The sequence below is a fragment of the Deltaproteobacteria bacterium genome, assembly GCA_029860075.1.
Lineage (GTDB): Bacteria > Desulfobacterota > JADFVX01 > JADFVX01 > JADFVX01 > JAOUBX01.
Genome location: JAOUBX010000052.1, coordinates 17,983 through 31,586, shown reverse-complemented (window position 1 = coordinate 31,586; position 13,604 = coordinate 17,983). Strand labels below are relative to the sequence as shown.

General features: G+C 43.5%; 16 protein-coding genes. All 16 read left to right on the top strand.

Annotated features, from left to right (window positions below; all coding sequences use genetic code 11):
* Window positions 1-475 precede the first annotated feature (475 nt).
* The 16 genes from dtd to OEV42_14550 all read left to right on the top strand — a co-directional run bounded on the left by dtd (window position 476) and on the right by OEV42_14550 (window position 13,577).
* The gene (gene dtd, locus OEV42_14625) at window positions 476-925 is read left to right on the top strand and encodes a D-aminoacyl-tRNA deacylase (GenBank protein ID MDH3975509.1); all 450 of its coding nucleotides are present in this window, start codon (window positions 476-478) and stop codon (window positions 923-925) included.
* A gap of 5 nt (window positions 926-930) precedes the next feature.
* Window positions 931-1,311: a DUF4345 domain-containing protein gene (locus tag OEV42_14620; protein ID MDH3975508.1), complete on the top strand. Its 381-nt coding sequence runs from the start codon at window positions 931-933 to the stop codon at window positions 1,309-1,311.
* Window positions 1,308-1,748, top strand: coding sequence for a DUF2141 domain-containing protein (locus OEV42_14615; protein ID MDH3975507.1), 441 nt, complete (start codon window positions 1,308-1,310; stop codon window positions 1,746-1,748). Before OEV42_14620 ends, OEV42_14615 begins: the two co-directional genes overlap by 4 nt.
* A 62-nt stretch (window positions 1,749-1,810) precedes the next feature.
* Window positions 1,811-2,137, top strand: a complete 327-nt coding sequence (locus tag OEV42_14610; protein ID MDH3975506.1) for a phasin family protein — start codon at window positions 1,811-1,813, stop codon at window positions 2,135-2,137.
* Window positions 2,138-2,202: 65 nt separating this feature from the next.
* Window positions 2,203-2,796: a rubrerythrin family protein gene (locus OEV42_14605; protein MDH3975505.1), complete on the top strand. Its 594-nt coding sequence runs from the start codon at window positions 2,203-2,205 to the stop codon at window positions 2,794-2,796.
* 71 nt (window positions 2,797-2,867) lie between these two features.
* A complete protein-coding gene (locus OEV42_14600) occupies window positions 2,868-2,990 on the top strand; it encodes a desulfoferrodoxin FeS4 iron-binding domain-containing protein (GenBank protein ID MDH3975504.1) in 123 nt (40 codons plus the stop codon).
* A 195-nt stretch (window positions 2,991-3,185) separates the two neighbouring features.
* Window positions 3,186-5,261 carry an LPS assembly protein LptD gene (gene lptD, locus OEV42_14595; protein MDH3975503.1) on the top strand — a complete coding sequence of 692 codons (2,076 nt, stop codon included), beginning with the start codon at window positions 3,186-3,188 and terminating at the stop codon, window positions 5,259-5,261.
* Window positions 5,262-5,420: 159 nt separating this feature from the next.
* Window positions 5,421-6,599: a DUF2066 domain-containing protein gene (locus tag OEV42_14590; GenBank protein ID MDH3975502.1), complete on the top strand. Its 1,179-nt coding sequence runs from the start codon at window positions 5,421-5,423 to the stop codon at window positions 6,597-6,599.
* 266 nt (window positions 6,600-6,865) lie between these two features.
* Complete coding sequence (locus OEV42_14585; GenBank protein MDH3975501.1) at window positions 6,866-7,468, top strand: penicillin-binding protein activator LpoB; 603 nt, start codon at window positions 6,866-6,868, stop codon at window positions 7,466-7,468.
* A complete protein-coding gene (locus OEV42_14580) occupies window positions 7,458-8,765 on the top strand; it encodes a hypothetical protein (protein MDH3975500.1) in 1,308 nt (435 codons plus the stop codon). Before OEV42_14585 ends, OEV42_14580 begins: the two co-directional genes overlap by 11 nt.
* Before the next feature lie 13 nt (window positions 8,766-8,778).
* On the top strand, window positions 8,779-9,813 hold the full coding sequence (locus tag OEV42_14575; protein MDH3975499.1) for an LPP20 family lipoprotein: 1,035 nt from the start codon (window positions 8,779-8,781) through the stop codon (window positions 9,811-9,813).
* Window positions 9,814-9,846: 33 nt separating this feature from the next.
* Window positions 9,847-11,505: a hypothetical protein gene (locus tag OEV42_14570; protein MDH3975498.1), complete on the top strand. Its 1,659-nt coding sequence runs from the start codon at window positions 9,847-9,849 to the stop codon at window positions 11,503-11,505.
* Window positions 11,506-11,556: 51 nt separating this feature from the next.
* Entirely contained in the window at window positions 11,557-11,865 is a 309-nt protein-coding gene (locus OEV42_14565) for a hypothetical protein (GenBank protein MDH3975497.1), read from the top strand.
* A gap of 50 nt (window positions 11,866-11,915) precedes the next feature.
* On the top strand, window positions 11,916-12,320 hold the full coding sequence (locus OEV42_14560; protein MDH3975496.1) for a hypothetical protein: 405 nt from the start codon (window positions 11,916-11,918) through the stop codon (window positions 12,318-12,320).
* Between the two features lie 131 nt (window positions 12,321-12,451).
* On the top strand, window positions 12,452-13,042 hold the full coding sequence (locus OEV42_14555) for an LPP20 family lipoprotein (GenBank protein MDH3975495.1): 591 nt from the start codon (window positions 12,452-12,454) through the stop codon (window positions 13,040-13,042).
* Window positions 13,043-13,139: 97 nt separating this feature from the next.
* Complete coding sequence (locus OEV42_14550) at window positions 13,140-13,577, top strand: hypothetical protein (GenBank protein MDH3975494.1); 438 nt, start codon at window positions 13,140-13,142, stop codon at window positions 13,575-13,577.
* The last annotated feature ends 27 nt before the right edge of the window (window positions 13,578-13,604 follow it).

The window sequence follows — 13,604 nt, the reverse complement described above, 5'->3', positions numbered from 1 at the left end:
TTACTTTTCTTTTGCTGGATTTATGCCCCTTGAGGGTACAAAGAAAAGTAACAAAAGAAAGGCCGCCCAGCCCGGATAAACCGGATAAGTGCCTTAACGAAATAACTTCCTGAAAAAAGAAGCAAAAAGTTATTTCTAAGTTACTAAATCTGGTCCCGCCAAGGCGGGACTCCCCTCCTTCCACCGTTGCCTTGGTTGGGCACAAAAACTCGCTTCGCTCAGACAGTTTGTGCCCTTCATCCTCAGTCAACGGCTACACTCGGCTGCCTTTTAACGGGAAGGAAAAGCAAGCCCTTTTAGGGCTCAAGTAAGGCAACGTCTTCTGGGCGTGGATTCTTTGCTGATTAAAGATAACACAAATCACCTCTTGCCGGGTAGCGTTGATTGCAAGCAAAGCGTTGCCTTCATAAGAATGAAACGCTATGATAAGCATAAATTTACTTTAGATTGTAATGGAAAGAGGGGAATTTATTTTATGCGCGCTGTTGTTCAGAGAGTTAGCAAGGCCTCCGTCACTGTTGAAGGCAAGATAAAGGGGAGCATAGAAAAGGGACTTCTTGTTTTTGCCGGGATCGTTAAAGATGACGATGAAAAGGATGGTCAATATATTGCTTCCAAAATAGCCGGGCTCCGCATCTTTGAAGATGGGGAAGGGAAGATGAACCGCTCTGTAAGGGATGTTGAGGGAGAAATACTCCTCATTTCCCAATTTACCCTGGCAGGGGACGCCGGAAAAGGGAGGCGGCCCTCCTTTGAAAAGGCCATGAAACCGGAAGAGGCAAGTATTTTATTTGAAAAACTGGTTAAAATGGCGGAAAATGAAGGACTTATGGTTGCCACAGGGCAATTTCAGGCCCATATGGAGGTAAATCTCACAAATGACGGGCCTGTAACCATACTGCTTGACAGTAGAAAGGCGTTTTAAAAAAAGTGACCCCTCTTCACAAATTTACTCTCTCTTTTCTCCTTGCCTTTCTGGGATTAAGCCTTATCATCCCGGGGACTATGAACATGCTCAGTCCTTCCATGGGAGGTGATGTTATCTTTGCAGAAAGTATTGGTGGAAAAAACCACCTTCGTGCAGTTAACGCCATGATGGCTGCCGTGGGCATTCTTGCCATTCTTGCCTGCATCGATATTAAGCATTCACGTCAACGCCTTAAGGGCCTTTGTATTCTTTTGTTTTTTCTCGTCTTTGCAAGGACCTATTCCATTATTGTCGACGGCATGCCTTCCTATGACATTATTGTCTATCTCCTTATTGAATTAATAATGGCAATGGTCTTTCTCCTGTGGCCGCCCCCAAAATGATCAGAAAGAGCCTCCTTATCCTTTTATTCATTCTTTTAGGGATAACAAATGCCGGCGGCAATGAAATAAAAGGCAATATTCATGTAACCGTAGAAAAGATGAAGAATAGCAAAGGTTATGTGAAAATTCGCTTATATAATTCGGGGGAAGGTTTCCCGCTGTCGGGTAAAAGATCGCTTGAGAGCCGTATGGTACCGATCCGTGAGGGAAGGGCGGATACGCTGTTTAAAGACCTTCCTTATGGTTTTTATGCCCTTGCTGTGCTTCATGACGAGAACGGAAACGGAAAGATGGATTTAAAGTGGGGTTTTTACCCTTCAGAAGGCGCCGCTGTCTCCAATAATCCGCAGCCGGGGCTTGTGCCACCCTCTTTTGAAGAGGCAAAACTGGTCCTTGACAGCGCCGGCCTTCATGTTAAAATTCAAATGAATTACTAAAAATTTGACATTAAATACCGATTTGATATCTTTGATATATAATTGATAAGGAGGTACCTCAAATGATTGATGTGTTAAAGAAAACACTTGAAGTCGGCCTTGGCGCAGCAGCCATGACACAGGAAAAAATGAAAGAGATTACTGATGAACTGGTCGTTAAGGGAAAGCTTACGGAAAAAGAAGGTGGCGATATACTGAAAGATTTCAAAAAAATCGCCGAAGAGAGCCAGAGAAAGATGAAGTCCATTGTGGAAGAGCAGGTTCATGCCATTATCAAGGAACTTGGAATTGCGACAATGGCCGATATAAAGTCCCTTAAAGGCAAGATTTCAAAGCTGGAAGCCAAAGTGGAAAAGAAGGGCGAAAAAAAGGAAGCAAAAAAGAAATAAAGGCTTCAGGGAGCTGGTACTCATTCAAGGTGATAAATTAGAGCTCAGCGAAGGAGTGCTGAAAAATGAGTGATTTTAAAAAAACCAGGACATGTGAAAACCTGATGAAGGCCTTTGCAGGAGAATCACAGGCAAGAAACAGGTATACCTACTATGCCTCGTCGGCAAGAAAAGAGGGATACAGGCAGATTGAAGCCATTTTTATGGAAACGGCCGATAATGAGAAGGAACATGCCAGGGTATTTTTTAAACACTTACTTGAAAAGCTTCAGGATCACCTTCCCGCTGCCCTTGATATTAATGCCGCTTACCCCGTTGCCAAAGGGACTACTCTTGATAACCTGAATGCGGCGGCAGCAGGTGAAAACGAGGAATGGACCATACTTTATAAAAATTTTTCTGAAATCGCCCGGGAAGAAGGCTTTTCTGAAATCGCTCATTCCTTTGAGATGATTGCCCAGGTGGAAAAACGCCACGAAGCGAGGTACCTGAAACTTGCCGAAAATATGGAAAAGGGCAAGGTCTTTAAAAAAGAGGAAGAGGTACGGTGGAAGTGCCGTAACTGCGGTTATATTCATGAAGAGAATAAAGCGCCTGACAAATGTCCTGCATGCGAACATGGTCAGGAACATTTCGAGGTTTTTGTCGAAACCTATTGAAATGGAAGCCCGTTTACCTTAAGCGGCGCATTTTTTATAGCGCTATAGAAAAACAAAAAAGGGGGGTCATTATGGCTGTAAGTGATGAAGGGGAAATCTATGTATGTATCATTTGCGGTAACAGGGTAGAGGTTATGGAAGTGGGTGGCGGCACCCTTGCATGCTGCGACGAGGATATGGAAGCAGAAGAATAACAAGCCCTGTCATATAATTTATTAAGGCCCTTTATTCTTATTTTGACGGGGGCCTTTTTTTTATCTTAAATTGATGACTTTAAACCCTCTTTCTGGTAAGCTTTCACACTATCCTGCTTACCCCCCGTAAGCGGAACTATTAATTGCCGGAGTTACATTAAATTCAAAGTGGCCCCATCACTTTTCAAAATCCTTGTGAAAACCCTTTTTCTTATTTCTCTTTTAGCACTGACAGTTAACTCAAGTTCAGGCGCTTCGGACTTTTCAGTGGAAGGCGATATCAAAGTATCAGCCCGGACCATGAGATACAATAAGGCTGAAGAACGTCTGGAGGCTAAGGGAAATGTGCAGGTTACCCGCGGTAATGTCGTCATTAATACTGAAACGCTGGTCTATGACCGGTCTAGCGAAACGGTAACGGCCAGGGGAGGCTTTACCCTCACCGAAAATGGCAGTTTCCTTCGGGGCGATGAACTGGAATATAACCTTACCGAAGAAAAAGCCGCCATAACAAAGGGAAGGATTTTCATCAAGGAAGATAACTACTATATTAACGGTGAAAAACTGGTCAAGGAAGGGGAGGGCAGGTATTCCATTACAAAGGGTGTTTTTACTACCTGTGACGGCCCTTTTCCCAGCTGGAAGATCAAGGCAAGCCGGGTGGATGTAGAAATCGGTTCCTATCTCTTTGCCAAACATGCAAGGCTTCATGTTAAGTCACTCCCCGTCCTCTATCTTCCCTGGATGGCAGCGCCCATAAAAACAGAAAGGCAAAGCGGCCTCCTTGCGCCGCTTTTCGGTTATTCCGATCAAGATGGATTTACCTACAGGCAGCCTTTTTTCTGGGCCATTTCAAGAAGCAAGGACGCCACTATCACCTTTAACTATATAGAGCGCAAAGCTTACGGCGCCGATACAGAGTACAGGTATATGAGAAAAAAGGGGAGCAGCGGTTATCTGAAGTTCGATTACCTTTACGAGAGAAGGCCTGTTGCAGAAAACAGGTGGTTTGCCAGGGCAAATCACAAGGAGGACTTTGACAAGAGCTCTTATTTGTCTTACGACCTGAATGCCGTAAGTGATAATAATTATCTTTATGATTATGGTGAAAACTCGGCCCTTTATTCAAAACAGATGCTCGAATCGAGTCTTTCATACGTTAAAAACTGGCAGACGCAGTCACTGGTTGCCCGTTTTAAATATTTCAGAAACCTTATGGTAAAGGAAGAAACGACCCTGCAAAGACTGCCTGAGATAACCCTTACGGGAAAAAGGAATAAAATCGGTAAGTTAGCTTTCTTTTTTCAGCATGAATCACGCTTCAACAGCTTCCGGCGTAAGAAAAACGATAAAACAAATAACCTTTATTCGGGGCAGCGCCTCGATATTCACCCGTCTTTTTCTCTTCCCCTGTCACCCGGTTATTTCGATTTTACTGTTAATCTTGGCCTGAGGGAGACCCTTTATAATACGGATAATCATGAAAAACGGCATAACAGCAGGGAGATGTATGATTTTAATGCCCAATTCACTCTGCCTGTAAGCCGGGTCTATGATCGTAACAATGAAAGCGGAAGCAGGTTCAAGCATACCATAGAGCCTGAACTGACTTATAACTACATACCCGATGTGGACCAGAGTGATCTGCCCTACTATGATGGTATCGATAATATAGCGGAAAAGGATATGATCAGAGTGGGGCTTAACAATTACATAACCACCAAAAGAGATGAAAATGACAATGTAATCTATAACAGGCTCATCGATTTCAAAGTCTATAGCGATTTCAACAACCTTGAATATTCGAGAAAACGTATTTCGCCGGCGGACAAGAGAAGACCCTGGGGAGATACGGTAGGTCATCTTAAAATTGAGGGTGAAAAGGGGTATACCCTCAATGCTGAAATGCGCTACCATACTTACATGAGAAGGCCCAATTCATACTACGGTGATTTTACTTACAAAGGAAGCAATGAAAACCGCTTTAATCTCTCTTACAGATACAATTATATTCCTAAAAGCGCCTACCTTCATTCAGGTTTCAGGTACAGGCTCTTTGATGTGCTTTCACTGGCTTATCGCGGCAGATACTCCGTGGAAGACAGCTATCTTCTGGAAAATGAGTACGGCGCCCTGCTGGAGATGCAGTGCTATAGCATAACCGTAACCTACAGCGAGCGAAAGATCCCGCGTGAAAGGCGTATTTACTTCCTTATAAACCTGAAAGGGCTCGCTTCACTGGGAACGAGAAATACACTCTTTGCCAATTGAGATGTTAGGCAAAAAGGTTATTATATAAGGCTTGACAATGAATATTGAGCGTTTATACTTAAGGAGTCTCTAATATATTCTCACCGGAATAATGAGAGATTCCTTGAATTTAGAATTACTTTTCTCGTTTTTTTACTTGTTAACTTCCTGAGGTCATTCATGAAATACATCACTAAACTGCCGGTAATTGTTAGCTTGATTCTTTTTCTTACCTCTTCAGTCGCGTTGGGAGGAGAACGCCTGATCCGCACAACCGTTGATGGTGTCGGTACCATTGTTAAAGGTAATGTAGCGGCGGCCAGAAAAAAAGCCATTAACAATGCGCTGAAAAAAGCGATAGAAGAAACGGTCCAGACCATCGTCTCTTCAGCTAAAATTGCACAGAACGAGAAGGTACTGAAAGAGAATATCTATTCAAAGTCCAGGGGGTATACGTCAAACTATAAGGTAATATCAGAAAATTCGGTAGGCAATATGTACCAGATAACAGTGGAAGCCCAGGTTTCTACAACCCTTCTCGAGGAAAACCTTATTGAACTTGGCCTTATCGCTTCAAAAAGAAACGTGCCCAGGGTGCTTTTAGTTATTTCCCATGAAGAAAGTGACGGCAGCCGGTATTTTTGGTGGGGTAATGAAGACGGCCCTCAGCGGGAAGCCGGAGAGGTTGAAAAAATCATGGCCCGGAAAATTACGGAAAGTGGATATGTGCCGGCCGATAAGAGTAAATTTTCCTTAAGTAATGATACCCTTTCAATTGATGAAAGTGAAAAACCTTCGGAAGAAACCTTTGCCGCCCTTGCAAACCGCTATAATAGTGATATGATTTTATATGGCAGGGCATATACCATTAAAGCAAAAGATGAAAATGGCGCAGATTCAACGACCGTTCATGCCGTTGTAAGCCTTTCCCTTATTGACGGCAAGGATGGCCGGGTTGTCGCTTCTTCTGAAAATGAAGAGATCACCGACGGGGACTCCATGGAAGAGGCCTTTAAAAAAACAACGGAAATTCTCGCTCATCAGGTTATAAAGCACATTACAGCCTTCTGGCAGAACAACAGTACTACCGTTAAAACGGTTGAGATGAATATTTCCGGTATCATGTCCTATGTCAACTTTATGAGTTTCCAGGATGCCCTTAAAAACAAGGTGAAGGGAATTCAGGAAGTCAAACAAAAGGGCTTTGGAGCGGGAGGGAAGGCAAAGCTTGGTTTAATCCTGAAAGGCAACGTTCAGGGCCTTGCCGACGAGCTTACCATGATAAGCTATGAGGGTTTTTCTATCGATATTACGGAAATGAATCATAATAAAATCAGCATTAAAATGAAAAAGCTTTAACAGGGAAGGCGCTCACTGTCTTTACCGCTTATTGACCGATTCACCTATTTGGAAAAAAGGCTCTTTCATTGAGAGCGTCTTTTCCGGCCATGACTATTTTTCTCTTCTTATATCACCATCATAGCTGCCGGTATTCAGGCCGGGATGATGATGAGGTTGCCATGATAAAGGCCGTCTGAACTTTTTAGTTTATAAATTCTTCATTAAATTGACAAAAAGACTTTTAAGCGATATTCTTCATTGAAAACACTGGGAGGTAATAAATAATGAAACAATCCATACTTATTTTATTTTGCTGTTTTCTGTCGCTCTTGTCGGGCTGTGCGACTAAAACGGTGGACAGGGTCGAGACGACAAAGACTATAGACCTGAGCGGCAGGTGGAATGACACCGACTCCCGTCTCGTATCAGAACAGATGATCAGTGATGCCCTAAGCAGGCCCTGGCTCAAAAAATTTATAAGAAACAACAAGGGAGAAATGCCTACCGTCATTGTCGGTACGGTAAAAAACAGGAGCCATGAGCATATTAACATTCAAACCTTTGTCAAGGACCTGGAAAGAGCCCTTATCAATTCGGGGGAAGTTGAGTTTGTCGCCAGCAAAGGGGAAAGAGAAGAGTTAAGGGAAGAGAGAAAGGACCAGGCCACTCACTCCTCGGAAAAAACAGCCAAATCCGAAGGAGAAGAGATTGGCGCCGACTTTATGCTCAAGGGAACGATAAATACGATCCTCGATAAAATTTCCGGCAAATCGGTTATGTTCTACCAGGTTAACCTGGAGCTTATTGCCATAGAAACGCACAAAAAAGTATGGATAGGCGACAAGAAAATAAAGAAGTTTATTAAAAAATCCCGATTTGGACTATGAATGGATTATGCCGGTCTTTAATCGTTTTTTTAAAATAGCCGTTCTTTTTATTCCCTTTCTCATTTCCGGCTGCGCATCAGGTCTTGAATACTCAAAACTTGAAATGCAGATGGTCAGGAAAGATTGTGACGCAGCTCTTGAGTATGTTAAAAGTAAGAAAAGGACTTACGGCGCCAATATGCGCCTTAATTACCTGCTCGATATGGCGATGATTAACCTGCGATGCGGAAATTATGATGACAGCAGTCATCATTTCAAGAAAGCGGAAGACCTTGCCGAAAAACTCTGGACCAAAAGTGTCTCCCGGGAAACAGCCGCCTTTCTTGCCAGTGATTACACTATCCCTTATGACGGGGAAGACTTTGAAAGGGCAGGAATAAATCTTTTTTCCGCCCTTGCTTACGCCCTTAAAGGTGATCATGATGAGGCTCTCGTCGAATGCAGGCGCCTCGACTCGGTCCTTACCATGTACAACGAGAAATATGAAGAAAAGAACGTCTATAAGGAAGATGCCTTCGGCAGGTACCTGAGCGGTATAATTTACGAGGCCCAGGGTGAACTTGAAGATGCTTACATCGACTATTACAAGGCATTAAAAACATATAAGGACTATGAGAAGGCTTACGGAACAGAAAAGCCGCACATTCTCCTTGAGGATATCAAACGTACAGCCAGGGCCACCGGAAGGGATGCTGAACTGGTTGATGAGATAAGTGAGTTAAGTCATGTGGAAGCCATTGATATGAAGAAAGCCCGGCAAATGGGCAAGGTGGTGCTTGTCCACTTAAACGGCAAGTCTCCCATAAAAAAATCGAGAATGATTACAGCGGCATCTAAAAAAGGGCCTGTTTCCGTCGCCTTTCCACAATATGAAGTCGAGCCTCCTGCATGTGCAAAAAGCAAATTAATTGCCAGGTCAGCTTCAGCTGCCACAACGGCTGCCACGGAACTTGTAGAGGATATCAATCAGATTGCCCTGAAAAACCTGGAAGACAGGAAAGGAAGGGTCCTCTTAAAAGCCCTTGCCAGGGCCGCAGTTAAACAGGCTGCAGCTAATAAGCTCATAGAAGACGACAGTCTCAGGGCCGTTTTTAACATCTTGAACACCGCTGTCATAGAGAGAGCAGACACAAGGACCTGGCGGACACTTCCCGGTGAAGTGAAAATGGCGCGACTCTTTCTCAATGAGGGTGACTACAGCATCTATGCCAGTCACTGCGGCCGTGAAAAGCACATAAAAAACATATCCGTCAAAGCAGGAAAAACGGATTTTTTCCTCTTTGATACCATTTACTAGGAGCAATTAACCTATGTCAGAGTCTGTTAATCACTTAATAAAGACAAGCCTTATCATTCTTTTCCTCTTATGCCTGCTTCCTGGTTGCGGCTCCGGCAAGGCCTCCCTTAAAGCAGAGCGCCTAAAGCAAAAAGACGCTCCTGCCTTCACATCGGGACAATACCTGAAGGCAACAGGGATAGGCAGTTCTGAAAAAGAAGCGAGACTCAATGCAAAAGCTGAGCTTGCCTCTGTTTTTGAATCAAAAGTATCGAGTGACGTTATTAATCGCGTAAGGTCCGTTGTAGAGGCGTCAGGAAAAGAGACCGTGACGAGAGATGACGAAAGAAACATCAAGGTGCTCTCATCCGTCGATTTAAAAGGCGTTGAAATAGGCAAAACCTGGTATGATGAAAAGCAAAGGGCCTACTATGCCATTGCCCGGCTGGAGCGTGCAAAAGCAAGAGAGAATTGGCAAAAAGAAGTTGACCGTATTGATGATGAAATAGAATTACGCGTAGAATCACTTGATTCTAAAAAAAGCGATTTTGGCCGTTTTCAGTCTCTTAAAAAGGCAAGGCAACTCTGGCTGAACAGGGAGGTGGCATTAAGCCGCCTAAACGTCATTGGCTATAGTGATGCTTCAATGGCGGACTATGATATAAAGCAAATATTATCGGCCATCGGTAATTTACAGTCTCAATTTCTTATTTATGTTTTTGTAAACGGTGACGCCGGCAACTACAGTGAAATCATTACTTCTGAAATATCGGAAATTCTCTCCGCTGAAGGCTACCTGATTACTGAAGATAAGGTAATGGCTACTCTGATCATGGACGCATCGCTTAAGGTATCACCTGTGGAACTTAATAATCCCGATTGGAAGTTTGCACGGGCCACTCTGAATCTCTCTATTTCCGACAAGGCATCAGGATTGACAGTTGGTGAAATAAGTGAAAACAAACGCGCGTCACACCTGACATATAATGAAGCCGCCCACAAGGCGGTTAAGGCCGTTGCTAAAATGGCTGCCGGGAAGATTATTAACTATTTTGGTTCTTCAGATTGATGAAGATCAATTTTTAACGGGGGGGAACTCGCTATGAAACAAACCTTGCTTTACTTTTCACTGATTCTCTTTGCCCTATCGCTTACCATCAATCCATCCACGCTTTACGGAAGCAGCGAATACGAAAAATGGAAGAAGGAGGAACTGGGCAGCTTCAGGGACTTCAAGGAAAAGCGTGACAAGGATTTTACAGCCTATCTTAAAAAGCAGTGGGAGGAGTTCAGGCTCTTCAAAGGGGAAAAGGCTTATAAGAAACCAAAAATTAAAAAAATCCCAATTGCTCCCAAAATTAAACCGTCAGAGCTAAAACCTTTCGGAGGCAAGGCAGTCAAGATCATGCCGCTTCCCCAAAAGACCCCGAAAGCCAAAATAAGGCCTCATAAAAAGACTGAACCCGACATAGTCGGAATTGAGCCTTCAAAACTTAAAATCCCGGAAAAAAAAGCAGAAACGATCCCTCAAAAAAAGGAACCTCAGGTAAAAATAGTCCCCCTTGATGACAAGGAAGGGGAGGAAGTTCCTCAATCAGTAGCGCCCAAAAAAGCCACACCCGCTGTGGCTGCCCTGCCGGAAAGCAGACCTTCCGGTGCTGGAAAAAAGATAGGCTTTGACTTTTACGGCTCTATAATCTCCCTCATGTATGATGAATCCATGAAAATGGCTCCCATGAGGAAAGTCAATGCAAAGGCCATCAGCAACTTCTGGGAAAATCAGAGCAAGGCGGATTATGAAAACCTTCTCGGTCAACTGAAAGATCACAAGGAAAAGCTCAGTCTCAATGATTGGGGGTATCATCTCCTGACCTACAATACAGGCAAAAAGATCTTCGGGAAAAGAGACAAGAACAATATTAAACTCTTTGCATGGTTTATCCTGTCCAAATCAGGTTATGAATCCAAGATAGGTTATAACAGCAACGATGTCTTTCTCCTCATTCCCTCAAAAAACAGTCTCTATGGCGTTTCCTTTCTTAATATTAACGGCAGAAAATATTATGCCCTTTCATTTGACGGCAAGTTGACGAGAATGAGCTCCATATTTACCTACAGGGCCAAATACCCCGGTTCCGATGAACTGATGGATTACGGCATCTATAAAACACCGGAAATTGTTAAAAAGGTGCATAAAAAAGAACTTAAATTCAATTACCGGGGGAAAGCCTACACTGTACCGGTAGAATATAACAAGACGGTGGCGGATTTTTTTGAATATTACCCTCAAACTGAATTTGAAGTTTATTTTAATGCCTCCGCCTCACCAGAGGCAGGCTATTCCATGTTAAAAGGACTAAGGCCTATCGTTAAGGGAAAAACCGAGGGAGAAGCGGTCAATATAATCATGCGTTTTGTTCAAACGGCTTTTAAATATAAAACGGACAACGGTCAATTCGGCAGGGAGAAATATCTGCTGCCCGATGAGACCCTCTATTACCCTTATTCCGACTGTGAAGACAGGTCTATACTCTTTGCCTATCTTGTGAGAAACCTTCTCGGTCTTGAGGTTGTCGGTCTGCACTACCCGGGACATATGGCTACGGCTGTCAGGTTTAAAGACTCTATAAAGGGAGATTCCGTGACTTACAGGGGAAAAAAGTATATTGTCTGCGACCCTACTTACGTCAATGCCGATATTGGAGTGGCCATGCCGCGTTATAGAAAGGTTAATCCCAAGGTTATCCCTATCGGTGTCTGATCCTGCTATAATTTTAAAGGTGGCTTATTCTTTTAAGACAGGAGAACTTTCATGAAACATTTACTCATGTTAACAGTACTGGCAATGGCTTTTTTTGCCCCTCATCACCTGTTTGCCTCCTGCTGGCAACCGGATGAAATTGCAAGAATAGAGGGTTTTTCAGAACTGGAGGAAGAAATTATTCTTTCATTTAAAGATGCCCTTGATTGTAAGCCGTTGAAGGCCTTGCTGTTACGCTCTCCGGTCAGCGCTTTGAAACAGACGGTAAAGGTTATCTCACTCTTCCTCTTGACGCTTTTAAAGCGCTTGAAGACGATGAAATCCTCCTTCAGGCTGAGAAGGCGGGATACATTACCTTAAAGACACCCATTAGGACAAGGATAGGGACCCTTCTCGATAAACGTTTTTTAATGTCGAAAGGCCTGCCTCTGGAGAGTGCCAGGTTCGTCCTCCAGTGGGGAGATGAACCACAGGACCTGGACCTTCATTTGCTGTCGCCCAACTTTCATATCTCATTCAGACACAAAAAGCATGTTCCTCAAAAAGCCAGACTCGACCGGGATTCCCTGAGAGGCCACGGACCTGAAACAATCACACTGCAAAAGGTTAGCACTTCGGAAAAATACGAAGTTTATGTCGATAATTTTTCCGTCGGGGAAGATATTAATAATGAGGCCACTGTTGCCGTATACATGAACAACAAACTGGACAGGGTAGTGAGGCTGCCTGATACGGCATATAAGGCGGTAAAAATTCTTGCAATTGAAAAGGGACAAATCAGCTATATAAACAAACCTGTTAAAAGGGTGAAATAAGAAGTGACAAATAGCGAATAAAGATGAAAGGAGGGGGATAAACGTTTATTCCGGAGTTGCTATTTATACTTGACATTTATAGAGCATTAGATAATATTTACTTAACTTTATAAAAAACTGGAGGGCTTAAGGTGAGAAAACTATACGCATTATCAATTGTTTTATTAGGTGCATTACTATTCCTTGGAGGGTGTGGATCAACGCCGGATAAAGTGCAGGCTCCGGAAATGAAAAATGAATTTGCCGACGCGCCCAAGTGGGTTTTAATGCCTGAAATGGAAGGTGGCCTTTCGGCTGTTGGATCCGCAAAAATGAGCAAGGCCGGCATTCAGTTCACAAGAACGAGCGCACTTGCCAATGCCAGGGATGAACTGGCCAGGCAGATGAGTCTCAAGGTGAAGAACCTTGTCAAGAATTTCACCCAGTCTACAGGAATCGGTGATGATGAAACCGTAGAAAAAGTGACAAGCACCGTTTCCAAGCAGGTGGCCAAGCAGGTTCTTTCAGGCTCCAAGCAGAAAGATATGTGGATATCGCCGAGCAATGAACTCTTTGTCCTCGTCATTCTTGATCCCGCTGCTGCGGCAGAGGCGGTGAAGCAGTCCGTTGAAACAAGCTACAAGAATGAAAAAGCGCTCTGGCAGCAGTTCCAGGCTAAAAAGGCCCACGATGAACTCGATTCAGAAGTTGAAAAAGAATTCGGTGAATTTAAGGGTCAGTAGGACCAACCTGCAGTGTTTTATCGTTTCAAGTAATAGGGCAGTTTTCACTGCCCTATTTTTTTTGAGGTTCTTGTTTTTTACTGGAGGATTTTAGTAAATGAAGCCCGGAGCGATCTTTTTATTTCCCCTTATCATAATTTTGCTGCTTTTATCCGCTTGCGCTGCGACAGAAGAAAAAAAAGCGCCTCCTCCTCCTGCTAAAATAAAGGTTAACGCTCCTGACTGGATATTGCACTATAAGAATGACAGGAAAATATGCGGTATCGGCATATCAAAGCCTCACATCAAGGGGCTTCCCTACCAGCGTCTTCTGGCCATTTCCAGGGGAATTGATGAAATTGCCCGTCAATTAGGCGTCACGGTGGAAACGAAGCTTGAAACTTACATGACGGGGACATCGGAAAGTGTCAGCACCGGTTTATCCAGCTATTCGGTACAAACTTCTAACGGAAGAACGGTTGAAGCGGAAATTGAAAAAGCATGGATCAATGAAGAGACGGAAGAATTCTTTGTTCTTATGTGTATGGATAAGTAGTATCTTCCGAAAATCTTAAAAGAGTTA

Excerpts from the sequence above, each read along its gene's own strand:
- OEV42_14575 (MDH3975499.1), top strand. The coding sequence starts at position 8,779 with ATGTCAGAGTCTGTTAATCACTTAATAAAGACAAGCCTTATCATTCTT.
- OEV42_14600 (MDH3975504.1), top strand. The coding sequence starts at position 2,868 with ATGGCTGTAAGTGATGAAGGGGAAATCTATGTATGTATCATTTGCGGT.
- OEV42_14570 (MDH3975498.1), top strand. The coding sequence starts at position 9,847 with ATGAAACAAACCTTGCTTTACTTTTCACTGATTCTCTTTGCCCTATCG.
- OEV42_14615 (MDH3975507.1), top strand. The coding sequence starts at position 1,308 with ATGATCAGAAAGAGCCTCCTTATCCTTTTATTCATTCTTTTAGGGATA.
- OEV42_14605 (MDH3975505.1), top strand. The coding sequence starts at position 2,203 with ATGAGTGATTTTAAAAAAACCAGGACATGTGAAAACCTGATGAAGGCC.
- OEV42_14590 (MDH3975502.1), top strand. The coding sequence starts at position 5,421 with ATGAAATACATCACTAAACTGCCGGTAATTGTTAGCTTGATTCTTTTT.
- OEV42_14565 (MDH3975497.1), top strand. The coding sequence starts at position 11,557 with ATGAAACATTTACTCATGTTAACAGTACTGGCAATGGCTTTTTTTGCC.
- OEV42_14560 (MDH3975496.1), top strand. The coding sequence starts at position 11,916 with ATGTCGAAAGGCCTGCCTCTGGAGAGTGCCAGGTTCGTCCTCCAGTGG.
- OEV42_14610 (MDH3975506.1), top strand. The coding sequence starts at position 1,811 with ATGATTGATGTGTTAAAGAAAACACTTGAAGTCGGCCTTGGCGCAGCA.
- OEV42_14550 (MDH3975494.1), top strand. The coding sequence starts at position 13,140 with ATGAAGCCCGGAGCGATCTTTTTATTTCCCCTTATCATAATTTTGCTG.
- dtd (MDH3975509.1), top strand. The coding sequence starts at position 476 with ATGCGCGCTGTTGTTCAGAGAGTTAGCAAGGCCTCCGTCACTGTTGAA.
- OEV42_14585 (MDH3975501.1), top strand. The coding sequence starts at position 6,866 with ATGAAACAATCCATACTTATTTTATTTTGCTGTTTTCTGTCGCTCTTG.